The organism is Blastococcus atacamensis, from assembly GCF_002938425.1.
GTDB classification, from domain to species: Bacteria; Actinomycetota; Actinomycetes; order Mycobacteriales; family Geodermatophilaceae; genus Blastococcus; species Blastococcus atacamensis.
The window spans coordinates 1-21843 of the sequence record NZ_POQU01000063.1 but is presented as its reverse complement, the minus strand read 5'-3'; the positions used below and the strand labels follow the sequence as shown (position 1 = coordinate 21843).

The 21843-nt window shown below is 72.2% G+C and carries 26 protein-coding genes; 9 read left to right on the top strand and 17 right to left on the bottom strand.

Annotated elements, in window-relative coordinates; genetic code table 11:
- Positions 1–139 precede the first annotated feature (139 nt).
- Positions 140–604: a fused MFS/spermidine synthase gene (locus C5508_RS14270; RefSeq protein ID WP_232797141.1), complete on the top strand. Its 465-nt coding sequence runs from the start codon at positions 140–142 to the stop codon at positions 602–604.
- 81 nt (positions 605–685) lie between these two features.
- On the opposite strand, the gene ybaK is transcribed toward C5508_RS14270, so the two are convergent.
- On the bottom strand, positions 686–1159 hold the full coding sequence (gene ybaK, locus C5508_RS14265; RefSeq protein WP_104525616.1) for a Cys-tRNA(Pro) deacylase: 474 nt from the start codon (positions 1157–1159) through the stop codon (positions 686–688).
- A gap of 196 nt (positions 1160–1355) precedes the next feature.
- On the opposite strand from ybaK, the gene C5508_RS14260 reads away from it, so the two are divergent.
- Positions 1356–2045: a sigma-70 family RNA polymerase sigma factor gene (locus tag C5508_RS14260; RefSeq protein WP_104525611.1), complete on the top strand. Its 690-nt coding sequence runs from the start codon at positions 1356–1358 to the stop codon at positions 2043–2045.
- Entirely contained in the window at positions 2045–2374 is a 330-nt protein-coding gene (gene rsrA / locus C5508_RS14255) for a mycothiol system anti-sigma-R factor (protein WP_104525615.1), read from the top strand. Before C5508_RS14260 ends, rsrA begins: the two co-directional genes overlap by 1 nt.
- A gap of 120 nt (positions 2375–2494) precedes the next feature.
- Here the strand turns inward: rsrA and C5508_RS20735 are convergent, their stop codons facing one another.
- The gene (locus C5508_RS20735) at positions 2495–2569 is read right to left on the bottom strand and encodes a 50S ribosomal protein bL37 (protein ID WP_014377707.1); all 75 of its coding nucleotides are present in this window, start codon (positions 2567–2569) and stop codon (positions 2495–2497) included.
- Between the two features lie 172 nt (positions 2570–2741).
- Between C5508_RS20735 and C5508_RS14245 the strand changes: the two genes are divergently transcribed.
- The gene (locus tag C5508_RS14245; protein WP_104525609.1) at positions 2742–3788 is read left to right on the top strand and encodes a biotin carboxylase N-terminal domain-containing protein; all 1047 of its coding nucleotides are present in this window, start codon (positions 2742–2744) and stop codon (positions 3786–3788) included.
- A gap of 57 nt (positions 3789–3845) precedes the next feature.
- The gene (locus tag C5508_RS14240) at positions 3846–4070 is read left to right on the top strand and encodes a biotin/lipoyl-binding carrier protein (RefSeq protein ID WP_198598089.1); all 225 of its coding nucleotides are present in this window, start codon (positions 3846–3848) and stop codon (positions 4068–4070) included.
- A 12-nt stretch (positions 4071–4082) separates the two neighbouring features.
- Here the strand turns inward: C5508_RS14240 and C5508_RS14235 are convergent, their stop codons facing one another.
- The gene (locus C5508_RS14235) at positions 4083–4580 is read right to left on the bottom strand and encodes a GNAT family N-acetyltransferase (protein WP_232797140.1); all 498 of its coding nucleotides are present in this window, start codon (positions 4578–4580) and stop codon (positions 4083–4085) included.
- A gap of 42 nt (positions 4581–4622) precedes the next feature.
- Here C5508_RS14235 and C5508_RS14230 point away from each other — a divergent pair, with 42 nt between their 5' ends.
- The gene (locus C5508_RS14230) at positions 4623–6104 is read left to right on the top strand and encodes a sensor histidine kinase (RefSeq protein WP_104525606.1); all 1482 of its coding nucleotides are present in this window, start codon (positions 4623–4625) and stop codon (positions 6102–6104) included.
- Between the two features lie 121 nt (positions 6105–6225).
- Here the strand turns inward: C5508_RS14230 and C5508_RS14225 are convergent, their stop codons facing one another.
- Positions 6226–6477 carry a WhiB family transcriptional regulator gene (locus C5508_RS14225; protein WP_104525605.1) on the bottom strand — a complete coding sequence of 84 codons (252 nt, stop codon included), beginning with the start codon at positions 6475–6477 and terminating at the stop codon, positions 6226–6228.
- Between the two features lie 277 nt (positions 6478–6754).
- A complete protein-coding gene (locus C5508_RS14220; protein ID WP_104525604.1) occupies positions 6755–7780 on the bottom strand; it encodes a diacylglycerol/lipid kinase family protein in 1026 nt (341 codons plus the stop codon).
- A gap of 93 nt (positions 7781–7873) precedes the next feature.
- Between C5508_RS14220 and C5508_RS14215 the strand changes: the two genes are divergently transcribed.
- A complete protein-coding gene (locus C5508_RS14215; protein WP_104525603.1) occupies positions 7874–8356 on the top strand; it encodes a hypothetical protein in 483 nt (160 codons plus the stop codon).
- Between the two features lie 10 nt (positions 8357–8366).
- Here C5508_RS14215 and C5508_RS14210 read toward each other — a convergent pair whose 3' ends face one another.
- From C5508_RS14210 to sodN, 6 genes are all read right to left on the bottom strand, one after another.
- A complete protein-coding gene (locus tag C5508_RS14210) occupies positions 8367–9149 on the bottom strand; it encodes an HAD-IIA family hydrolase (protein ID WP_198598088.1) in 783 nt (260 codons plus the stop codon).
- A gap of 42 nt (positions 9150–9191) precedes the next feature.
- Positions 9192–9668 (bottom strand): GNAT family N-acetyltransferase, encoded by a 477-nt coding sequence (locus tag C5508_RS14205; protein WP_104525602.1) that lies wholly within the window; start codon positions 9666–9668, stop codon positions 9192–9194.
- Positions 9665–10492, bottom strand: coding sequence for a CDP-diacylglycerol--serine O-phosphatidyltransferase (gene pssA / locus C5508_RS14200; protein ID WP_104525601.1), 828 nt, complete (start codon positions 10490–10492; stop codon positions 9665–9667). Before pssA ends, C5508_RS14205 begins: the two co-directional genes overlap by 4 nt.
- Positions 10493–10503: 11 nt before the next feature.
- Positions 10504–11160: a phosphatidylserine decarboxylase gene (locus C5508_RS14195; protein WP_104525613.1), complete on the bottom strand. Its 657-nt coding sequence runs from the start codon at positions 11158–11160 to the stop codon at positions 10504–10506.
- Positions 11161–11209: 49 nt separating this feature from the next.
- On the bottom strand, positions 11210–12436 hold the full coding sequence (locus tag C5508_RS14190; protein ID WP_232797139.1) for a PP2C family protein-serine/threonine phosphatase: 1227 nt from the start codon (positions 12434–12436) through the stop codon (positions 11210–11212).
- Positions 12437–12571: 135 nt separating this feature from the next.
- Positions 12572–12961, bottom strand: a complete 390-nt coding sequence (gene sodN, locus C5508_RS14185) for a superoxide dismutase, Ni (RefSeq protein ID WP_269801787.1) — start codon at positions 12959–12961, stop codon at positions 12572–12574.
- Positions 12962–13027: 66 nt separating this feature from the next.
- On the opposite strand from sodN, the gene C5508_RS14180 reads away from it, so the two are divergent.
- Entirely contained in the window at positions 13028–13396 is a 369-nt protein-coding gene (locus tag C5508_RS14180; protein WP_104525598.1) for a S26 family signal peptidase, read from the top strand.
- Here the strand turns inward: C5508_RS14180 and C5508_RS14175 are convergent.
- Positions 13393–13995 carry a dTDP-4-dehydrorhamnose 3,5-epimerase family protein gene (locus C5508_RS14175; RefSeq protein ID WP_104525597.1) on the bottom strand — a complete coding sequence of 201 codons (603 nt, stop codon included), beginning with the start codon at positions 13993–13995 and terminating at the stop codon, positions 13393–13395. The genes C5508_RS14180 and C5508_RS14175 overlap by 4 nt on opposite strands.
- A 53-nt stretch (positions 13996–14048) precedes the next feature.
- Here C5508_RS14175 and C5508_RS14170 point away from each other — a divergent pair, with 53 nt between their 5' ends.
- On the top strand, positions 14049–15236 hold the full coding sequence (locus C5508_RS14170; RefSeq protein ID WP_104525596.1) for an NAD(P)-dependent malic enzyme: 1188 nt from the start codon (positions 14049–14051) through the stop codon (positions 15234–15236).
- 67 nt (positions 15237–15303) lie between these two features.
- On the opposite strand, the gene C5508_RS14165 is transcribed toward C5508_RS14170, so the two are convergent.
- From C5508_RS14165 to C5508_RS14145, 5 genes are all read right to left on the bottom strand, one after another.
- Positions 15304–16491, bottom strand: coding sequence for an RtcB family protein (locus C5508_RS14165; RefSeq protein WP_104525595.1), 1188 nt, complete (start codon positions 16489–16491; stop codon positions 15304–15306).
- A gap of 541 nt (positions 16492–17032) precedes the next feature.
- Positions 17033–17746: a metal-dependent hydrolase gene (locus tag C5508_RS14160; RefSeq protein WP_104525594.1), complete on the bottom strand. Its 714-nt coding sequence runs from the start codon at positions 17744–17746 to the stop codon at positions 17033–17035.
- A gap of 23 nt (positions 17747–17769) precedes the next feature.
- Complete coding sequence (locus tag C5508_RS14155) at positions 17770–18123, bottom strand: hypothetical protein (protein ID WP_104525593.1); 354 nt, start codon at positions 18121–18123, stop codon at positions 17770–17772.
- Positions 18120–18308: a DUF6104 family protein gene (locus C5508_RS14150; RefSeq protein WP_104525592.1), complete on the bottom strand. Its 189-nt coding sequence runs from the start codon at positions 18306–18308 to the stop codon at positions 18120–18122. The genes C5508_RS14155 and C5508_RS14150 overlap by 4 nt, the downstream gene beginning before the upstream one ends.
- Before the next feature lie 13 nt (positions 18309–18321).
- On the bottom strand, positions 18322–21837 hold the full coding sequence (locus C5508_RS14145; protein WP_232797142.1) for a multifunctional oxoglutarate decarboxylase/oxoglutarate dehydrogenase thiamine pyrophosphate-binding subunit/dihydrolipoyllysine-residue succinyltransferase subunit: 3516 nt from the start codon (positions 21835–21837) through the stop codon (positions 18322–18324).
- Positions 21838–21843: the final 6 nt, after the last annotated feature.

Here is a 21843-nt window from a genome sequence, read left to right as displayed (position 1 = left end):
AAAATAATAGATATAGTAAAGTAGATTGATTCTACTTGATTTATATCACTGTTTGACTGTCGTAGTAAGAACTGTGTTTGTTTGTTGTTTAAGCGACGTACACCCTCTGCTACGCAACCCTATTCTTCGGCGTCATCATATGTGTATAAGAGACATGGCCGAGGAACCGGCGGGGGAGCGGGACCTCGTCGTGGGTGACGCCTTCGGCGGGCTCTCGGTGCCCTGGCAGCTGACCACCCGGGAGGCGATGCAGCTGGTGGACCGGGCTCTGGCCGACGACGGCGTCTACGCGGTCAACCTCATCGACCACCCGCCACTGGGCTTCGTCCGCGCGGAGCTGGCGACCCTGCGCGAGGTGTTCGGCTCCGTGGTCCTGCTGGCGCGCGCACCGGTGCTCGCGGGTGAGGACGGCGGGAACCTGGTCGCCGTCGCCTCGCAGCGCCCCCTGCCCGCCGACGCGATCGCGGAGGCCCTCACCGACCGGGACCTCGCCTGGCAGGTGGCCGAGGGCGACGAGCTCGACCGGTTCGTCGGTGATGCCGCCGTCCTCACCGACGACTTCGCCCCGGTCGACCAGCTGCTCACGCCCTACGGCCAGCCCTGACCGCCGTCTGCGCCTGCCGTCCTGTCGCCCGTCCGGGTCGCCCCGGCCGACGGGCGTCGGCCACCGCGCGGTCCTGCCGCCTCAGCGACCGATCGGTGCGGTGCGGGCGCGGGTGAGCCGCACCAGGTCGGCCGGCGGCAGCTCCAGCTGCAGGCCGCGCTTGCCGGCGCTGACCATCACCGTGGCGAACTCCAGCGCCGAGATGTCGACCACCGTCGGGAGTGCCTTCTTCTGGCCCAGCGGGCTGATCCCGCCGACCACGTACCCGGTGGCCCGCTCGGCGTCGACCGGATCGGCCATCGCCGCCTTGCGACCGCCGGTCGCGGCGGCCAGCGCCTTGAGGTCGAGGCTTCCGCTCACCGGCACCACCGCGACGGTGAGCGCGCCGTCCACGCGGGTCAGCAGGGTCTTGAACACCTGCCGGGGATCGGCTCCCAGCGCTGCCACCGCGGCGTCGCCGTGCCCCTGGTCGGAGGGGTGTTCGGGGTCGTAGGGATGCAGGACGTGCGGAACCTCCGCCTGCTCCAGGATCCGCACCGCCGGGGTCGCCGCCACGGCGCCGGACTGTAGCGAGATCCGCCGCCGGGGAATGCGTCCGGCGGCCCCAGCCGTTGCACCGACCGTGAGCAGCACCGTCTCCAGCACCCGTCAGAGGGTCGCGCACCGGCGTCCCCCGGGCCGCCCGGATGCCGCGCGGCTAGGATCGATCGATGTGGCGCCCCGCGTCCGGGGGCCCCAGAGAGGACGGTCGGTGCCTGAGGAGTCCGCGGTGGAGAACCCTGGCCAGCTGCCCGAGGCGCCGGTAGAGGTGCCCGAGGCCCGAGAGGGCGGCAGCCGGACCGAGGTCGCCGAGACCCGTGCCGAGCGCGACGCCCGTTTCGAGCGGGACGCGCTGCCCTTCCTGGACCAGCTGTACCCGGCGGCCCTGCGGATGACCCGCAACCCGGCCGACGCCGAGGACCTGGTCCAGGAGACGTTCGTCAAGGCCTACTCCGCGTTCCACCAGTTCGCCGAGGGGACCAACCTCAAGGCCTGGCTGTACCGGATCCTGACGAACACCTACATCAACAGCTACCGCAAGAAGCAGCGGCAGCCGCAGCAGTACCCCACCGAGCAGGTGCAGGACTGGCAGCTGTACGCCGCCGAGGAGCACAGCTCCACCGGTCTGCGCTCGGCCGAGATCGAGGCGCTGGACCACCTGCCGGACTCCGACATCAAGGAGGCCCTGCAGCAGCTCCCCGAGGACTTCCGGCTTGCGGTGTACCTGGCCGACGTGGAGGGCTTCGCCTACAAGGAGATCGCCGAGATCATGGGCACGCCCATCGGCACGGTGATGTCCCGGCTGCACCGCGGCCGTCGCGGTCTGCAGAAGCTGCTGGCCGATTACGCCCGTGAGCGCGGCTTCGTCCGTGCCGGTGCCGGTGAGGAAGCGAGCAAGTGATGAGCGACGACGCTGCGCGTGCCGGTGAGCCGATCGAGATCAACTCGTGCGACGACGTCCTGACGCACGTCTTCGAGTTCCTCGACCACGAGACGGACGACGACCGCCGGGCTGTGATCGCCGAGCACCTCGAGGACTGCTCCTCGTGCCTGCGGGAGTTCGGCATCGAGCAGGAGTTCAAGGCACTGGTGCGCCGCCGCTGCGGTGGTGACAAGCCGCCGTCGGGCCTGCGGGACCGGATCAAGATGCAGCTGACCAGCGTGTCCATCGAAGAGGACGGCACCCAGATCAGCGTCGAGCGCGTGACGATCGAGCGCACCGGCGACTGAAGAAGGACCTCGTCCTCCCCACCCTTCGCAGGCTCAGGGCGGGACCCGGGACGAGGCCGGATGACGAAGGCCCCGTCCGCGACTCTGCGGAACGGGGCCTTCGATCGTCTTCCGCCTGTTTCAGGCGTTGGGACGCTTGCCGTGGTTCGCCTTGTTCCCCTTGCGGGAGCGACGCTTTCGTCCGCGCTTGGACATCGCTGCCCTCCTCTCACGGTGCAGGTGGGCCGGGGGGCCCTGGTTCCCGCGGGGCCGGGACGAGGCGCACGTATCGTGCGCGGCGTCGCCGAACCCGCCAAGCTGACGCGACAAGCCTCTCACGGGGGACCCGGCGACCTCGTCGGGCAGGGGAACGCAGGAGGAAATCGCGGTGCCGCAGCTGGAGATCGAGAGCGTTCTCGTCGCAGGACGGGGGCCCGCCGGCTGTGCCGCGGTGGCCGCCTGCGAACGGCTCGGCGTCAAGGCCGTGGCGGTGCACAGCGAGTCCGAGCGCTCCGCCCGCCACGTGCGGCTGGCCGACGACGCCGTCCTCCTGGGGCCCGCGCCGGCCGCGGAGAGCTACCTGGCCGTGGACCGCATCGTCGAAGCGGCGCGGCGCAGCGGTGTCGAGGCCGTGCTGCCGGTACCGCCGGCACTGGCGGGCAACGCCCGCCTGGCCGCCGCCGTCATCGGCGCCGGCCTGCGCTGGGTGGGCCCGGACCCGGAGGTGCTCGAGCGGCTCGGCGGTGACGGCGTGGAGCCCGCGAGCGAGCGCGGCTTCCTCGCGTGGGTGACCGCCGAGGGCCTGCGGTTCACCACGCCCGTGGCCCGCGACCGCGCCGCGGGGATCGCCCGGGTCTCGTGGACCCCCGGCGTCCCCGAGCAGCTGCCATCCGCCGCCCGCCGGCTGCCCGAGCTGGGCTGGCGCGGGCTGGTCACGGTCGGCATCTCACCCGACGGCGAGCTCGGCGAGGTCGCGGCCGGGCTGTCCCTGGACATGGCCGTGCTGGAACGTGCGCACGGCGTCGACGCCGTCGAGCTCGCGCTGCGCAGTGCGGCCGGTCCCCGCGACACGGCCGCCGCGCCGTCCGGCTCCGAGCCGCGGTCCGCCGTCGCCGTGCAGCTGCGCTCGACGCTGGCGCCCGGCACCGCGGGCCGGATCACGGGCCGGCTGCCGGGCTCGGGTCGTCCTCCTGGGTCCGCCCCGGGGGTGGACCTGGTCGCCGTCACCGGCTACGACCCCGGCGACCGGCTGGACGGCTGGTACGACGCCCTGCTGGCCACCGTGAGCGCCGGCGCGGCCGACACGGCGACCGCGGCCCGTGCGGCGAGCGAGGCGCTGGCCGGCCTTCCGGAGACCGGCGTGCCGCACGACGGCGCCGAGGTGTGCGCGGTGCTCGGACGACTCGCCGCCGACGAGGCGCTGCCGCGGGGCTGACGGTCCGGCCCCCGTGCTTGGATGAGGGTTCGCGGACGGTGTGAGCAGGAGGTCGCGGTGGCGGTCGAGGAGATCCACGCGGAGATGGTCTCCAGCGTCTGGAAGGTGCTCGTGGAGCCGGGTTCCCCGGTGTCCGCCGGTGACACGCTGGTCATCCTCGAGTCCATGAAGATGGAGATCCCGGTGCTCACCGAGCACGCGGGCACCGTGCAGGAGATGCACGTGGTGGAGGGCGAGGTCCTCCAGGAGGGCGACCTCATCGCCACCGTCGCCGCCGGCTGACGCGGCGCCGCCTCACATCTCCCGGGCGTACACCAGCAGGTCGATGCCCGGCACGGGCGTCCAGTCCCGCTCGGTCACCCGGACGAACCCCAGCCGCTCGTAGAGGCGCTGGGCGGCGGTCATCCGCGTGCCCGTGGAGATGACGACGCGCCGCTTCCCGGCGGCACGGGCGCGGGACAGGCACTCCCGCACCAGGGCGGCTCCGATGCCGCGTCCCTGCGCCGCGGGGTCCACCACGAGCATCCGGAAGCCCGCCTCGTCGTCGGACTCCGTCACCTCGCCGAAGTCGCCCTCCAGCACCAGCGCGACGCTGCCCACGACGTCGCCGGAGTCGTCCCGGACCACCAGCAGCTCGGCGCGTGCCGCCCGGCCGGCGACGTCGGCGAGCTCGGCGGCGTAGCCGGTGGAGGCGAGCCCGCCGCCCACATAGGTGGAGACGGTGAGGTCGGCGATGCGGTCGAAGTCCTCGGGAGTGGCGGACTCGATGCGCAGGGCAGGGACGGGCACCACGCCCCGAGCCTACGGAGGCCCCCGCCTAGGCTCTGGCCCACCATGAGCAGCCTCTCCGAGCGCCTCACGCGCGGCACGGCGTCCAGCCCGGCACAGGTCGACCACGCCCGGCGGCTGGTGGCCGACTGGCAGTTGCTGGCCGACCTCGCCTTCGCCGACCTCACGCTGTGGGTGCCGCTGGACTCGGGCGCGTGGGAGTGCGTGGCCCAGGTGCGGCCCCTGACCACCTCCACCAGCCGCCCGGAGGACATGGTCGGCGAGGAGGTCGAAGGCGCCCACGCGCAGCCGTTCGCCGCCGCCTACCGGGACGGCCGGCCGGTCACCGACGGGGAGCCGGACTGGTCGGGTCCCGTGCCGCGACGGCGGGAGGTCATCCCCGTGGGCCACGAGGGCGTCGTGATCGCGGTCCTGGCCAAGGACACCAACCTGGCCGTCACCCGCTCGCCGTCCACGCTGGAGCTCACCTACCTCGACATCGCCGCCGACCTCTGCCTGATGGTGTCGGCCGGCTCGTTTCCGCCGGCCAAGCTCCAGGACGCCGAGATGGGTCCCCGGGTGGGCGACGGCCTGCTGCGGCTCGACGCCGCCGGAGAGGTGACCTACGCCAGCCCCAACGCGGTGTCGGCCTACCGGCGCATCGGGGTGACCCGTGACCTGGCCGGCGCCGGGCTCGCCGACGTCACGTGCCGGGCGGTGACCGACCGGGTGTCGGGCGAGGCGGCCGCCGCGGCCGTCTCCGCCGCCGTGGCGGGGCGGTACCCGGACCCCATGGACGTCGAGGCCGCCAGCGCCACGCTGCTGCTCCGCGCGCTGCCCCTGCTGGAGCCGGACGGCGAGCCGGGAGCCCTGGTGCTGGTGCGCGACGTCACCGACGTGCGCCGCCGGGACCGGGCGCTGCTGACCAAGGACGCGACGATCCGCGAGATCCACCACCGCGTGAAGAACAACCTCCAGACGGTGGCGGCTCTGCTGCGGCTGCAGGCGCGGCGGATGACCGAGCCTGCGGCCCGGGCGGCCCTGGAGGAGTCGGTGCGCCGGGTGGCCTCCATCGCCGTCGTGCACGAGACGCTGGCGGGCAGCCGGGAGGACGTCGTCGACGTCGACGACGTGCTGGACCAGGTGCTGCCGATGCTGGGCGACCTCACCTCGGTGGGTCCGGCCGCCGGCACCCGGCGGACGGGCACGTTCGGCGAGCTGCCCGCCGCCGCGGCGACGCCACTGGTCCTGGCGGTGACCGAGCTGCTGCACAACGCCGCGGAGCACGCGTTCCCCGAGGGGGAGCCGGGGGTCATCGAACTGATCGCCGAGCGCACCGGGGACGACCTGGTCGTCCGGGTGCGCGACGACGGACGTGGGCTGCCGGCCGGTTTCGACCCGGCCGCCAGCGACGGGCTGGGCCTGCAGATCGTGCGGACCCTGGTGACCAGCGAGCTGGGCGGCACGCTCACGATGGGCGCGCCGGGCGGTGCCCAGGGCACCGAGGTGGTCCTCACCCTGCCGGGCAGCGCCTGGCCCCGCCGCTGACCCGGCCGGCGGAGAAGCGCCGAGGCCGGCCCGGGAGATCCCGGACCGGCCTCGTGTCGGTCTGTGCGAACGCTGTGGTGCGGTGGCCGCCGGTGGTCCGGCCGCCGGTCGTGCCCGGCTGTCAGGCGGTGCGGACCCGGGTGCGAGCCTGACGGCGCTTCAGCGCGCGTCGCTCGTCCTCGGACAAGCCGCCCCAGACGCCGGAGTCCTGACCCGAGCGGAGAGCCCAGTCCAGGCACGACTGCACCACGGGGCAGCGCTGGCACACGGCCTTCGCCTGCTCGATCTGGCCGATGGCCGGGCCGGTCGTCCCGATCGGGAAGAACAGCTCCGGATCCTCGTCCCGGCAGAGCGCGCGGTGGCGCCAGTCCATGGCTTCGTACTCCTCGATGTCGTCTACGGTTCGGTGCGTCAGTCGCGTGCGTGGTCCGCCTTCGCCGGGCCGACACCGGTTACCCAGCGCCATGGCGGCAGCGACTGCCTGCATTTGTTACTGACAGGTTGCGTTCCTGCAGCGATGTTTTCACGGGAACTTCGCAAGTCAAGGGAATCAACCCAACCCCGGACCCCCGCGTGAGCAACCTCACCACGCGCGTGATAGGCCCGCCACTCGGCGGGAGGATGCGGTCGCGGAACGCTCGAGGACGTGCTCAGGCCACCACGCGCAGTGCGGCGGGAACGTCCTCGATCCGCACTCCGGTGGCGGTGCCGAGGTGCTCACCGTCCACCTGCCAGCCCTGCGGCCGGACGGCGGTCAGCGCCAGCGAGGGGAGGTCGTGCCAGCGGTGCAAGCCCCGGCCGCGCAGGTCGGGTCGGGGGGAGAGGGTCTGACGCAGGGCGCGCAGCATCCGGCCGGTGCTCGTCCGGCCCAGGGCGAAGACGTCGAGGCCGCTGTCGAAGGAGGCCTGGGGGGTGGGGTTCACCGGCCTGGCGCCCAGGTAGGTCCAGGGGCTGACGTTGGAGACCAGGCAGAGGAACAGCTCGTCCACGGCCTCCTCCCCGGGCACCTGGAGCGTCATGGCGGGTCGGCGGCGGTCCCGGCCGAACAGGAAGGCGCTGGTGGCCTCCCGGACGTAGAGCGCGCCCGTCGACCTGCGCCCCTGGGCCCGGCGCGCTTCCACCCGGGCGATCACCTCGGCGTCGAAACCGAACCCGGCGGCGAACACGAACCAGCGGGGCGCCGTCCATCCGTCGTCGTCGAGGACCGCGTCGGCCTGCGCGATCGCCTCCGCGGCGCCGGGGGCCACCCCGGTGACGGCAGCCGTGCTGGTGCCCGTGGCGCTGATGGTCCCGAGCGAGACGGGGCGGGTCCGGCCGGCGCGCAGCGACGCGATGATCTCGGCGGTCGCCTCCACCGGGTCCCGCGACCGGCCCAGGGCCCGGGAGAAGACGTTCGTGGAGCCTCCGGGCACGACGGCCAGGGTCGGCAGGCCGGGGCGGGGGCCGTCGGTCAGGAGGCCGTTGACCACCTCGTTGACGGTGCCGTCGCCACCGACGGAGACCACGACGTCGACGCCCTCTGCCGCGGCGCGGGCGCCGAGCTCGCGGGCGTGGCCCCGGTGCTCGGTCTCGACGACGTCGAGCTTGAGCTCGCTGGCGAGGGCGCCGACCAGCACGTCCCGCATCTTCGCGGAGGTGGTCGTCGCCGCGGGGTTGACCACCACGAGCGCGCGCATGCGGCCAGGCTAACCAGCGGGCACCTGCGCGCGCGGGAGGACGAGAGGTCAGAAGAGCAGGTCGGACGCAGGCCGCCGCGTAATCTCGGGGGCGTGACCGACGACCGCGGCGTGCCGTCCCAGCCGCCTCGCAGGCTGGCCGACCGGCTGTTCGGTGCGACAGCGGCCGAGCCCGCGCCACGTCCCGCGCGCTCGGGCCCCGAGGCGCCGCCGTCGCTGCGCAGGGCCGCCCTCGCGGTCGCCGTCGAGGCCGCCGCGTTCGGCGTCGGCGCTCTCGTCCTGCTCTACCTGACCGTGACCGGGAACCCGGACAGCACGGCCCGGGCCGTGGCGGAGGTGGTGCTGGCGTCGCTGGCGGCCGGCGTCCTGGGTGCCGGTGCCGCGGGCCTGCGGCGGGTGGCCGGCTGGGCGCGGGGGCCGGTGATCGCCCTGCAGCTGTTCCTCGCGCTGGTCGGGTTCACGTTCGCGTTCTCGGCCCAGATGCCGTTGATCGGCCTGCCCATCCTGGCGGTGGTGGGCGCTGTGCTCTACCTGCTCGCGACGCCGGAGTCCCGGCTGGCCTACGTGGGCCGCTGAGCCACCCGGCTCAGATCAGCTCGATCACGTCGGCGATCGAGTCGAGCACTCGGCTGGGCCGGAACGGGAAGCGGCTGACCTCGTCGGCCGCGGTGGACCCGGACAGCACCAGCACCGTCTCGAGACCGGCCTCGATGCCGGCGACGACGTCGGTGTCCATCCGGTCGCCGACCATGATGGTGGACTCCGAGTGCGCCTCGATCCGGTTCATGGCGCTGCGGAACATCATCGGATTGGGCTTGCCGACGAAGTAGGGCTTGGCGCCGGTGGCCGCGGTGATCATCGCCGCGACCGAACCGGTGGCCGGCAGCGGGCCCTCGTTGGACGGACCGGTGACGTCGGGGTTTGTCGCGATGAACCGGGCGCCGTCGCCCACGAGCCGGATCGCCCGGGTGATGGCCTCGAAGGAGTAGGTGCGGGTCTCCCCGAGGACGACGTAGTCGGGATCGGTGTCGGTCAGCGTGTAGCCGGCCTCGTACAGCGCCGTCGTCAGGCCGGCCTCACCGATGACGTAGGCCGAGCCGCCGGGCAGCTGGGAGCTGAGGAAGTCCGCCGTCGCCAGGGCGGAGGTGAAGATCGCCTCCTCCGGCACCTGGAGGCCGCCGCGGGCGAGCCGGGCGGCGAGGTCGCGAGGGGTGAAGATGGAGTTGTTGGTGAGCACCAGGAAGCGGCGACGGCGTTCGACGAGCCGGTCCAGGAACTCCTTGGCCCCGGGGAGGGCGTGGCCCTCGTGGACCAGCACGCCGTCCATGTCGGTGAGCCAGCACTCGATCGGTCCGCGCTCGGTGGTCACGGTGTCCACGCTAGTGCCGAACCGGTGCTGTGCGTGACGCACTCAGCGGGGTAGCGAGAAGTTCGCCAGCGCGTCATCGGTGAGACGGAAGACGGTCCACTCGTCCATCGGCACGGCGCCGGCTGCCCGGTAGAAGTCGATCGACGGGGTGTTCCAGTCGAGCACCGACCACTCGAGCCGCGAGTAGCCGCGCTCGACGCAGACGGCGGCCAGTGTCCGCAGCAGCTCCTTGCCGAGGCCGCGACCGCGGTGCTGCGGTTGCACGTAGAGGTCCTCGAGGTGGATGCCGTGGGTGCCCCGCCACGTGGAGAAGTTGAGGAACCACAAGGCGATGCCGACGACCTCGCCGTCGACCTCGGCGACGTGTCCGAAGAGGGCCGGGGAGTTCCCGAACAGGCAATCGGTGAGCTGCTGGTCGGTGAGCCGGACCTCGTGCAGTGCCTTCTCGTACTCGGCCAGCTCGCGCACCAGGCCGACGACGGCGGGCACATCGTCCCGGCGGATCGGGCGCACGCTCATGACAGCGCCTCCCGCAGGCGCGCCGGCACGAGCTTGGCCAGCGGCGCGAACACCGGCACCAGGATCGGCGCGAACAGGTATCCGTAGGCCAGCAGGCAGCCGGTCAGCACGGGCACGGTGGCGAAGCCGATCACCAGCAGCGCCGCCGCGGCGACCAGGCCGTAGGGCCGCCCGCTCTTGGGGCTGACCAGGGAGCGGAACGACCGGAAGCGGACGGTGCTCACCATCAGCAGAGCGGGGACGGCGACGATGAGCAGCACCCAGAGCCGGTCGCGGCCCTGCATGGCGTCGCCGAACGCGAACACCGACGCCAGGACGACCCCGGCGGCACCGGGACTGGGCATGCCGATGAAGTACCGCTTGTCCGCGGTCGGGTCGATCGTGGTGTTGAACCGCGCCAGCCGGATCGCCGCGCACGCCACCCACAGGAAGCAGACGACCCAGCCGAGCGGGTCCCAGCCGTCCGTGCCCTCGGAGAACAGCGTGAAGGCCAGCAGCGCCGGGGCGAGGCCGAACGAGACGAGGTCGGCCAGCGAGTCGAACTGCAGGCCGAAGGGCGTCACCGCCCCGACCAGCCGGGCCACCGCGCCGTCGGTGATGTCGAAGAGCACCGACAACCCGATCAGGACCGCGGCCAGGTGGTGGTCGCCGCGGATGGACACCAGGATCGCGGCGAATCCGCACAGCATGTTCGCCAGCGTGAACAGACTGGGGAGGGTGGCCAGTGCCCGGCGCCGGCTGCCCCGGACCGAGCCCCGGACGAACTCGACCGTCGCCGTGCGGCGGGTCTGCGGAGGGCGCTGGCCGGATGCGGAGCTGGGCATCCCGACGCTCCTCAGCCGGCGGGCCAGCGGGCGATGACGGTCTCGCCGCCGCGCACGCGCTGCCCCTTGGTGACGGTGATCTCGCACTCCGGTGGCACGAAGACGTCCATCCGGGACCCGAATTTCATCAGGCCCATGCGCTCACCGGTCGCCAGCGTCCGCCCGACGCCGGTGCGGGTCACGATCCGGCGGGCGAGCACGCCGACGATCTGGCGGAACACGACCGTGCGCTCGCCGTCGCGCAGCCAGAGCTCGCTGCGCTCGTTCCGGTGTGCGGACTCCTTGCGGTAGGCGGCGAGGAAGCTGCCCCTGCGATACGAGCTCTCCACGACCTCGCCACGGTAGGGCGAGCGGTTGACGTGCACGTCGACCACCGACAGGAAGATGCTCACCTGCTGCCAGTCGCCCTCGGGAGCGACGCCCTCCTGTGGCGTCCCGGACACCATGACGACGCCGTCGGCAGGGGAGAGCACCACGTCGGGGTCGGCCGGCGTGGAATCGCAGCGGCGGTCGGGGTCGCGGAAGAACAGCGCCATGTAGGCGGACAGGCCCAGGAACGGCCACGCGGCCGCACGCGCCCAGCGTCGGCCGGGGAGACCGGCGACGAGCAGGGCGGCGGGGGCCAGCGGTCCGGTGATGAAGGGCCAGCCGGCTGGGTCGATGCGCATCGTCTGCAAACCGTACCGGCCCCACCGGTGCACGGTCCGGACGTCGGGCTCACGCGGGCGGTGAGGTGATGCCCGGGTCGGCTCCCTGCTCGGTGGTGCGCGCCCGCGGCGGCCCGCCGTACCAGTCGAGGCAGATCATCGTGGCGTCGTCGCGGAGGTCGCCCCTGGTCTCCTGGAGCACCGCCCTGCCGAGCGCCTGGACCACCTCGCGGGGGTGGTGGTCGGCCGTGTCCGCCAGAGCCTGTGCGACGTCCAGGTCCACCGCGTTGCGCTCCAGCATGCCGTCGGTGAGGAAGACGATCCGGTCGCCGGGCTCGAGGGGGAAGGTCTGGACGGCGAAGGCCTTGCCGGGGACCACGCCGAACGGCGGGTCGACCCGCAGCTCGATCTCCTCCACCCGGCCGGCACGCAGCCGGAGCGGCAGGACGTGCCCGGCGTTGACGACCGTCGCTGTGCCCGTGTGCAGGTCGATCCGCACCAGGTGCCCGGTGACGAACTGCCCCGCGTCCGCGTGCTCGGCGAGGGCGTCGTTGGCGTACCGGGCCTGCTCGGCGAGGTCCAGACCCCGCCGCCGGCCGTTTCGTAGAGCGCCCACCAGGAGGGTGGCCAGCAGGGCCGCATCGACCTGGTGGCCGACGGCGTCGGTGATCGACAGGTGGAGGCAGTCCCGGTCCAACGTGTAGTCGAAGGTGTCGCCGCCGACCGTGCTGGCGGGCTCGAGCCACCCGGCGAGGGTGAACTGCCCGGCCTCGCAGGTGTAGCTCGGCGGTAGCAGCCGACGTTGGATCTCCGCGGCCAGGGCGAACTCCTGCGAGCGCTGGCCCCACTCGAACACGTCGGTGTGCCGCCGGGCGGCGATGAGGACGTAGGAGAGCGCGTGAGCGGCGCTCCGGACGTCGGACATCTCCTCCTCGGAGGGGACCCGGGGGAGGTCGAGCTCGATGACGCCGATCGCGTCGCCGCGATCGGTGACCGGCACGACCATCACCACGCCGCCGTCGGTCGACCGGACGTCGGGCTTCTGCGTCCGCAGGACCTGCTCGTACACAGTGCCCGCCAGCGGCAGCGCCTCGGCCTGCTCGGCCCCGTAACCGCGTGCACCCTGGACCGGTGCGGCCGAGGTGAGGCGGACGACGGACCGGCCGGTGAAATCGGAGATCAGCAGTGCCACGCGGCGCGCCTCGACCATCTGCCCGAGGGTTTCGGCGACGGCCTCCACCGCCTCGATGGGCGGCGCGGCCTCCACCTTCTCCAGGAGTGCACCGACGTCGATCACCGAGCACCAGTCTGCGGCCGCATGGGCCGACCCTAGGCGCAGGTCCGGGGCGGCGAGTCCACGGGACGCCGCTGCCGGACCACCCGGTGGATGGTCCGGCAGCGCGGGTGCCGCCCCGGGGGGCGGAGCGTTCGACTAGGCAGCTGCCTTGGTCTCCCAGAAGATCTTGTCGATCTCGGCGATGTAGTCGAGCAGCTTCTGGCCCTCGGCGGGGTCCATGCTGCCCTTGCCGCCGGCCGCACCGGCCTGCTTGGTGGCCTTGTTGAAGAGCTCGTGCAGGTGCGGGTACTTCTCGAAGTGCGGCGGCTTGAAGTAGTCGGTCCACAGGACCCACAGGTGGTGCTTGACCAGGTCCGCCCGCGCCTCCTTGATCAGGACGGCGCGCATCTTGAACACCTCGTCGTCGCTGGCCTGGTACTTCTCCTGGATGGCCTTGACCGACTCGGCCTCGATGCGGGCCTGGGCGGGGTCGTAGACGCCGCAGGGGAGGTCGCAGTGCGCGGTGGCCTCCACGGCGGAGAACATGCGGGGAAAACGCATGGAGGTGCCTCCGGGGTTCGTGGGGTTGTGTCGTCTGCGACCCTACTCGCGGTGATCGACGGCGACAGTGTGGGAGAGCGCGCAGCTCCGCTGCCCGGCGCCTTGGTGCTGGTGCGCGTGAGCGGCCCGTCGATGTCGCCCACGGTGCGCGACGGTGACCGCCTGCTGGCCCGCCGGGTGACGCCGGGCGGACGCGTCGACCCCGGCGACGTCGTCGTCGCGCGCTTCCCGGTGCGGCCGGAGCTGCTGGTGGTCAAGCGGGTCGTGCGCGCCGTCGACGGTGGGCACTGGGTCGAGGGTGACAACCCGTTCCTGACCGACGACAGCCGATCTTTCGGCCCGGCCGTCGTGGTGGGCCGGGTGCTCGCCCGGCTGTGGCCGCGCCCGGGCCGGCTGCCGGCGCGGCCGGACCTCGGCTAGACCTGGCGAAGCTGCGCGTACCGCGCGGCGCACTCCTCCATCGTGGGCAGGAGCCCCTGCTCCCGTGCCTGGGCGAGGGTGGGGGCGGCCTGGTCCTTGGCCGAGAGCTCCAGCTCGACGTCGGAGGGCCACGGGAGCGCGAGGTCGGGATCCAGGGGGGAGACGCCGAACTCCCGGGTGGGGTCGTAGCCGGAGGACACCAGATAGGTGACGGAGCTGGCGTCGGCGAGCGCGACGAAGGCGTGGCCGAGTCCCTCGGCGAGGTAGACCGCCCGCGGCTGCTCGCTGTCGAGGACGACGGTGTCGTGCATGCCGAAGGTGGGAGAGCCGACCCGGACGTCGACGACCACGTCGAGCACGCGGCCCGCGGGGCAGTACACGTACTTGGCCTGGCCGGGCGGCACGAGGGCGAAGTGCACGCCGCGCAGGACCCCCCGAGCGGAGACGCTGTGGTTGGCCTGGGCGAGCGGAAGGCTGTGTCCCACTGCCTGGGACAGGGCGTCGGCTCGGTACCACTCGGTGAAACGTCCCCGCGTATCGCCGTGCGGAACGAGGTCGATGACGTAGCTGTCGGGGACGGCGAGCTCGGTGATCTCCACGACGGCACCGTAGCGACAGTCGCCCGTGCGACCCCGTCTACTCTGCTGTGCCCATGAGCGGAAATCCGGCGCCCGAGCAGCATTCCGACCGCTTCGCCGACGACCCGGCGTTCGCGGTGCACGAGGGCGGCAAGCTCTCCGTGGCCTCCACGCGCCCGATCAGCTCCATCGAGGACCTGGCCCTCACCTACACGCCCGGCGTCGCGCGGGTCTCCAGCGCGATCGCCGCGGAGCCGGAGCTCGCCCGCCGGTTCACCTGGGCGCCGCGGGTCGTCGCGGTCGTGTCCGACGGCACCGCGGTGCTGGGACTGGGGAGCATCGGCCCGGCCGCCGCGCTGCCGGTCATGGAGGGCAAGGCCTGCCTGTTCGCCGAGTTCGCGGGACTGTCCTCGGTGCCGATCGTGCTGAACACCACCGACGTGGACGAGATCGTGGACGCCGTCATGGCGATCGCGCCGTCGTTCGGCGGGATCAACCTCGAGGACATCAGCGCCCCGCGCTGCTTCGAGATCGAGGACCGCCTCCGCGAGCGGCTCGACATCCCGGTCATGCACGACGACCAGCACGGGACGGCGATCGTCGTCCTGGCCGCGCTGCGCAACGCCGCCAAGGTGGTGGGCCGGGAGATCGCCGACCTGCGGGTCGTCGTCTCCGGCGCCGGCGCCGCGGGGGTGGCCTGCACGAAGATCCTGCTGGAGGCGGGCGTCGTCGACATCTCGGTCGCCGACTCCCAGGGGATCCTGCACCCGGGCCGGGAGGTCACCGGCACCAAGCAGTGGCTGGTGGAGAACACGAACCCGGAAGGGTTCGCCGGCACGATGATGTCCGCCCTCGCGGGTGCCGACGTCTACCTCGGCGTCTCCGGTGGTTCGGTGCCCGAGGCCGCGATCGCCACGATGGCGGAGAACGCGATCGTCTTCTCGCTGGCCAACCCGACGCCGGAGGTCGACCCGGAGATGGCGGCGCGGTACGCCGCAGTCGTCGCCACCGGCCGCAGCGACCTGCCGAACCAGATCAACAACGTGCTGGCGTTCCCCGGCGTCTTCCGGGGCGCCATCGACGCCGGGGCCACGGCCATCACCGAGGAGATGAAGCTGGCGGCCGCCACGGCGATCGCCGACGTCGTGGGCGAGGACCTGCGGCCGGACTACATCGTGCCCAGTCCGCTGGACCGGCGCGTGGCCACCGCGGTCGCCGAGGCCGTGGCCGCCTGCGCCCGCGAGCAGGGCATCACCCGCTGAGCTCGCGGCGGTCTCGGCCAGAGGCTCGCCGCGAGCTCACGAGTGGTGAGGGGGACGAGGTCCTTCCTCAGTCGCCCTTGACGTTCACCAGCTGGCGCAGCGTGTGCCGGATCTCGACGAGGTCGGCGGCGTCGGCCATGACGACGTCCACGTCCTTGTAGGCGGCGGGGATCTCGTCGAGGAAGGCGTCGCTGTGCCGCCACTCGATGCCGGTCATCGCCTTCTCCAGCTCGGCCCGCGTGAAGGTCTTCCTCGCCCTCGTCCGCGAGTAGACCCGCCCGGCGCCGTGCGGTGAGCTGTTCAGCGACTCCGGGTTCCCCAGGCCGGTGACCACGTAGCTCGCCGTCCCCATCGAGCCGGGGATCAGCCCGGCCTGCCCCTTCCGCGCCTCGATGGCGCCCTTGCGGGACACCCACAGGTCGACGCCGTCGTGCCGTTCCCGCTGGGTGAAATTGTGATGGCAATTTATCCGCTCCAGCTCCGGCGTGCTGTCGGCGCGCATGTGCACCGCCAGGGCGTCGGCCACCCGGTCCATCATCTCCTCGCGGTTGAGCAGGGCGAAGTGCTGCGCCCACCGCAACTCGGCGATGTACCGGTCGAACTCGGGCGTGCCCTCCTCCAGCCACGCCAGGTCCCGGTCGGGGAGGTCGAGGTTCTCGTCGCGGGCCCGCTGCTGGGCGATCGCGATGTGCTTCTGCGCGATCTTGTTGCCCACGCCGCGGCTGCCCGAGTGCAGGAAGAGCCACACCCGCTGGTGCTCGTCGGCGGTCACCTCGATGAAGTGGTTGCCGGATCCGAGGCTGCCCAGCTGCAGCTGCCAGTTGCCGGCGGTCTGGGTGACCGACCCGAGCACCTTCGGCCCGAGCTCCTCGGCCTTCGCCTCCAGCTCCTCGACCCGGCGGCGCGCGGTCTCGGTCAGCTTCTTGTTGTAGCGGCCGGCCGACAGCGGCACGCTCCGCTCGATGTCGCCGCGCAGCGGTGCCAGCGACCCGCGACCGCGTACCTCGTCCACCGACCACGGGGTGCGGACGGCGATCATGCCGCAGCCGATGTCGACGCCGACGGCGGCCGGGATGATCGCCCGCTCGGTCGGGAGCACCGAGCCGACGGTGGCGCCCTTGCCGAGGTGCGCGTCGGGCATCAGGGCCACGTGCGGGCGGATGAAGGGCAGCGTGGCAGTGCGCTCGGCCTGCCGCAGTGTCTCGTCGTCGAGAATGCTGGCCCAGTTCAGGAGCTTGTCGGACAGTCTTTCCACGCCGTCGAGTCTGCGGTGCCCGGCCGGCGAGGGCGACCGGATTCGCCGACCGGTCGTCCCGGAGACCGGTTGCCCGCGCCCCTCGACGACGACGCGGTGGGAAAGGCATGGAGACCGACCCGGGCGCAGAGGCGGGCGCTGCGGGCCCGCCGGCGCCGACGGCCGGGATCCACGGCGTCGACGCCGTCGACACGGAGGCCGACCTCCTGAGGGCACGCTTCCTCTGCCTCGCCCCGTGCGGGTCACGGCTGGTGCCCGGATCCGGGATGCCGGCTTCCACGAGCGGCAGATCTGCGCGGACCGGGATCCGAACCGGTGCCCACCGGAAGGGGCTGCCCGAGGACCGGGGGACGGCGACCTGCACTGGTACGGCAGCCGCTGGGACCGGACCGGGTGGACGCCGTGGGAGCGGGTACCGGCGGACTGCACCGGAGCGGCGACCGCGGGTGGTGATCCCACCGCTCCCGGGAAGCGATGACGTCGTCGCAGCATGGCGTCGGTTTCCGCGGAACGCAACGGTTCCATACCGCTGCCGTGCCGGTCAGCCGGCGCTGAGCAGGCGGTCGACGATCGGGTCGACGGCCACGTGCAGGCCGGTGTTGGCGTAGGCGAAGAAGAACGCGGCGATGCCGAACGCCGGTACGAGCGCCACCTTCTCCACCGTGGCCCCGGTGCGCAGGGGCAGGAGGATCAGCCGCCCGCGGTTGAACAGCCAGATCACCGGCACCGGTACGCCGGCGGTGGTGAGGGCGTCACCGACGATGTGGGTGAGGACGCCGGCGGCGACCGCGAACGGCAGCCAGGCCGGGGTGGGCATGTGCGTCAGGAGCAGCCACGCGCCGCCCCAGGCGAGGACCAGGTTCCCCAGGATCGTGGTCTCGGCGCGCCCGGGGATCACGAAGTGCAGCGCGTGCAGGGCCAGCCCGATGGCCAGCGCCAGCAGCAGCAGGCTCGACCAGAAGGCGTTGGCGGCGAGGACGGCCAGCGCTCCGAAGGCCAGCGGCGCCAGGACGGCGTCGTGGGTGCCCCAGCGGTGCCCGCCGGAGACCGCGCCGATCCCGCCGGCGGGCACGTCGGTCACCGGACCCCACATGTCCGAGACGGTGGACCCCTGGTGGTCGAGATCGGGGAGCATCGCGAAACCACCGACCGCGGCGATCCAGGCCCCCTGCGCGACCGCGCCGTGCACCGGCGCCCAGGGCAGGGTGGCGGCGCCGACGGCGAGTCCGGAGAGGGCGTGCGTGTGGCCGAGCATGCACTCAGGGTCGCGCCGGGCCGTCACGCATCTGCGGAGGCGCGCGGGCATGCGCCGCCCTGGGGCCGGCGGTGTTCGCCCTGCAGGTCCAGCTCGGCCCACAAGGCCGACTCATCAGGGGAGGGGAGCGGTCCCCAGTGCTTCACCGCTGCGGTCAGGGAGCGCTGCCAGGCCCGCGCGACGGCCTCGACCAACGTGGACCTGCCGCTGCCGTTCTCGCCCACCAACACCGTCACCGGCGCCAGGTCCAGGCCCTCGGTGCGCAGCTGCGCGACGGCGGGCAGCTGCCAGAACCAGGCGTCGGGGGCCCGGAGGTCCGGACGCACCACGACCCGCGCCAGCGGCAGTCGCGCCGGCGCGGGTCGGGAGGCGGTCAATCGTCCAGGTCGTCGTCGTCCGTGCCGCCGCGGGCCAGCCAGGTGGCCAGCCGCTCGACGGGAACCTCGAAGTCGGGGTTCTGGTCGACGAACGCCTGCATCTGGTCCGCCAGCCAGGCGAGGCTCACCTGCTCCTCGCCCCGCCGCTGCGACAGCTCTTCGAGCCCTCGGTCGGTGAAGTACACGTGCCCGCCCGGGTCAGGAGGTGGCGAAGGCCTCGGCGACCAGCTTGCGCTGCTCGACCTCGTGCACCTTCGCCGAACCCACGGCCGGGCTGGCCGACGCCCGACGGCTGACCCGACGGAGCTTCCGGCCCTCCGGGAGCTCCTCGGGCAGGTTGACCGCCATGAACTGCCAGGCGCCCATGTTCGCCGGCTCCTCCTGCACCCAGACGACGTCCGAGGCGTTCGGGTAGCGCTCCAGCTCCGCCCGGATCTGCTCGGCCGGCAGCGGGTACAGCTGCTCCACCCGGACGACGGCCGTGTCGGCGATGCCCTCGGACTCCCGCTGCGCCATCAGGTCGTAGGCGACCTTGCCGCTGCACAGCAGCACCCGCTTCACGGCGGAGCCGTCGAGCGGCTCGCCGCCGACGCCGGTGTCGGGCAGGACCGGGCGGAAGTTCCGCTCGGTGAAGTCCTCGACGGCGCTGACGGCGACCTTGGCCCGCAGCAGCGACTTGGGCGTGAACACGACGAGGGGCCGGTGCACGTCCGAGAGCGCCTGGCGACGGAGCAGGTGGAAGTAGTTGGCCGGCGTCGTGCAGTTGGCGACCGTCATGTTGTTCTCGGCCGACAGCTGCAGGAATCGCTCGATCCGGCCGCTGGAGTGGTCGGGACCTTGACCCTCGAGGCCGTGCGGCAGCAGCATGACCACCCCGGAGCGCTGGCCCCACTTGGCCTCGCCCGAGCTGATGAACTCGTCGATCACCATCTGCGCGCCGTCGACGAAGTCGCCGAACTGCGCCTCCCAGAGCACCAGTGCCTTGGGGTTGGCGACCGAGTAGCCGTACTCGAAGCCCAGGGCCGCGTACTCGCTGAGCAGGGAGTCGTAGACGAAGAACTTCGCCTGGTCCTCGGTGAGGTTGGCCAGCGGGGTGTACTCCGCGCCGTTCTCCCGGTCGATGAGCACCGAGTGGCGCTGCACGAAGGTGCCGCGGCGGGAGTCCTGACCGGCCAGCCGGACCGGCACGCCCTCCATGAGCAGCGAGCCGAAGGCCAGCAGTTCGCCCATCGCCCAGTCGATGCCGCCCTCGAGCGCCATCGCCGCGCGACGCTCCAGCATCTTCTGCAGCTTCGGGTGCGGCGTGAAGTCCGGCGGGAAGGAGACGTGCGCGTCCCCGATGGTCTTGAGCACCTCGGGGGTGATCGCGGTCTTCACCATGGACTGCTGCGGGGTCCGCGGGTCCATGACCGGCTCGGGCTTCGAGGCGTCCTTGGCGTCGTGCGTCTCGGCGAAGGCCCGCTCCAGCTGGTCGCGGTAGTCCTTCAGCGCCTCTTCGGCCTCCTGCAGCGTGATGTCGCCGCGGCCGACCAGCGCCTCGGTGTAGAGCTTCCGGACCGAGCGCTTGCGGTCGATGATGTCGTACATCAGCGGCTGGGTCATCGACGGGTCGTCGCCCTCGTTGTGGCCGCGACGGCGGTAGCAGACCAGGTCGATGACGACGTCCTTCTTGAACTCCTGGCGGTACTCGACCGCCAGCCGCGCCACCCGCACGCAGGCCTCGGGGTCGTCGCCGTTGACGTGGAACACCGGCGCGTTGACCATCCGCGCCACGTCGGTCGAGTAGAGGCTCGAGCGCGCCGATCCGGGGCTGGTGGTGAAGCCGACCTGGTTGTTCACGACGACGTGCACGGTGCCGCCGGTGCGGTAGCCGCGCAGCTGCGAGAGGTTCAGCGTCTCCTGGACCACGCCCTGGCCGGCGAAGGCGGAGTCGCCGTGCAGCAGGACCGGCAGGACGGTGAAGCCGCTCTCGCCCTTGTCGATCATGTCCTGCTTGGCCCGGACGACGCCTTCGAGGACGGGGTTGACCGTCTCCAGGTGCGAGGGGTTGCTGGCCAGCGAGACGGCGATCTCGGCGTCGAGCTTGAACGGGTTGCTGAAGGTGCCCGTGGCGCCGAGGTGGTACTTCACGTCGCCGGAGCCCTGGACGGTGCCGGGGTCGATGTTGCCCTCGAACTCGCCGAAGATCTTGGCGTAGCTCTTGCCCAGCACGTTGGCCAGGACGTTGAGCCGGCCGCGGTGCGGCATGCCGATGGCGACCTCGTCCAGGCCGTGGTCGGTGCCGGCGAGCAGGACCTCGTCGAGGACCGGGATGAGGGACTCGCCGCCCTCGAGGGAGAACCGCTTCTGGCCGACGTACTTGGTCTGCAGGAAGGTCTCGAACGCCTCGGCGGCGTTCAGCCGGCCCAGGACGTGCTTCTGCTTCTCGCGGTCGGGCTGCTCGTGCTTGACCTCGATGCGCTTCTGGAGCCACTCGCGCTCCTCGGGGTCGGTGATGTGCATGTACTCCACGCCGACCGTGCGGCAGTAGGAGTTGCGCAGCACGCCGAGGATGTCGCGCAGGGCCATGAGGCGTTCGCCCGCGAAACCGCCGACCGGGAACTTGCGGTCGAGGTCCCACAGCGTGAGGCCGTGCTCGAGGATGTCGAGGTCGGGGTGGGTGCGGACCTTGAACTCGAGCGGGTCGGTGTCGGCCATGAGGTGGCCGTTGCGCCGGTAGGCCTCGATGACCTCGATGACCCGGGCTTCCTTGTCGATCTGCCCCTCGCGCGTGATCCGCACGTCCGGCATCCAGCGCACCGGCTCGTAGGGGATGCGCAGCGACTGGAAGACCTTGTCGTAGAAGCCGTCCTCGCCCAGCAGCAGCGCGTGCAGGCGGCGGAGGAAGTCGCCGGACTCCGCGCCCTGGATGATCCGGTGGTCGTAGGTCGAGGTCAGCGTGATGATCTTCGAGACGGCCATCTCGGTCAGCGCGTCCGGGTTCATCCCCTGGAACTCGGCCGGGTACTCCATGGCGCCCACGCCGATGATCGCGCCCTGGCCGGCGGTCAGCCGCGGCACCGAGTGGTTGGTGCCGATGGTGCCCGGGTTGGTCAGGCTGATCGTGGTGCCGGAGAAGTCCTCCATCGTCAGCTTGTTCTGCCGCGCCCGGCGGATGATGTCCTCGTAGGCGGCCCAGAACTGGGCGAAGTCCATCTCCTCGGCGCCCTTGATGGAGGCGACCACGAGCGAGCGGGAACCGTCGGGCTTGGGCAGGTCGATGGCCAGGCCGAAGTTGACGTGCTCGGGCGTGACCAGCACCGGCTTGCCGTCGACCTCGGCGTAGCTGTTGTTCATGTTCGGGAACGAGTCCAGCGCCCGGACCAGCGCGTAGCCGATCAGGTGGGTGAAGGAGATCTTCCCGCCCCGGCCGCGGGCCAGGTGGTTGTTGATGACGATGCGGTTGTCGGCCAGCAGCTTCGCCGGCACCGCGCGCACGCTGGTCGCCGTCGGCACGGTCAGCGACACGTTCATGTTCTTGACGACGGCGGCGGCGGCACCGCGCAGCGGCGACTGCTGGCCCGCGCCCACCGGCGGCTTGGGGGTGGTGGCGTTGTTCTGCACGGGCGCGCTCCCCGCAGGCTTGGACCCGGCGGCCGGGCTCTGGACGTCGGGCTTGGCGGGTGCGGCGGGCTTGGCGACCTCTTCCGCTGACGACGAAGAGTGTAGTGTTATTTTAGG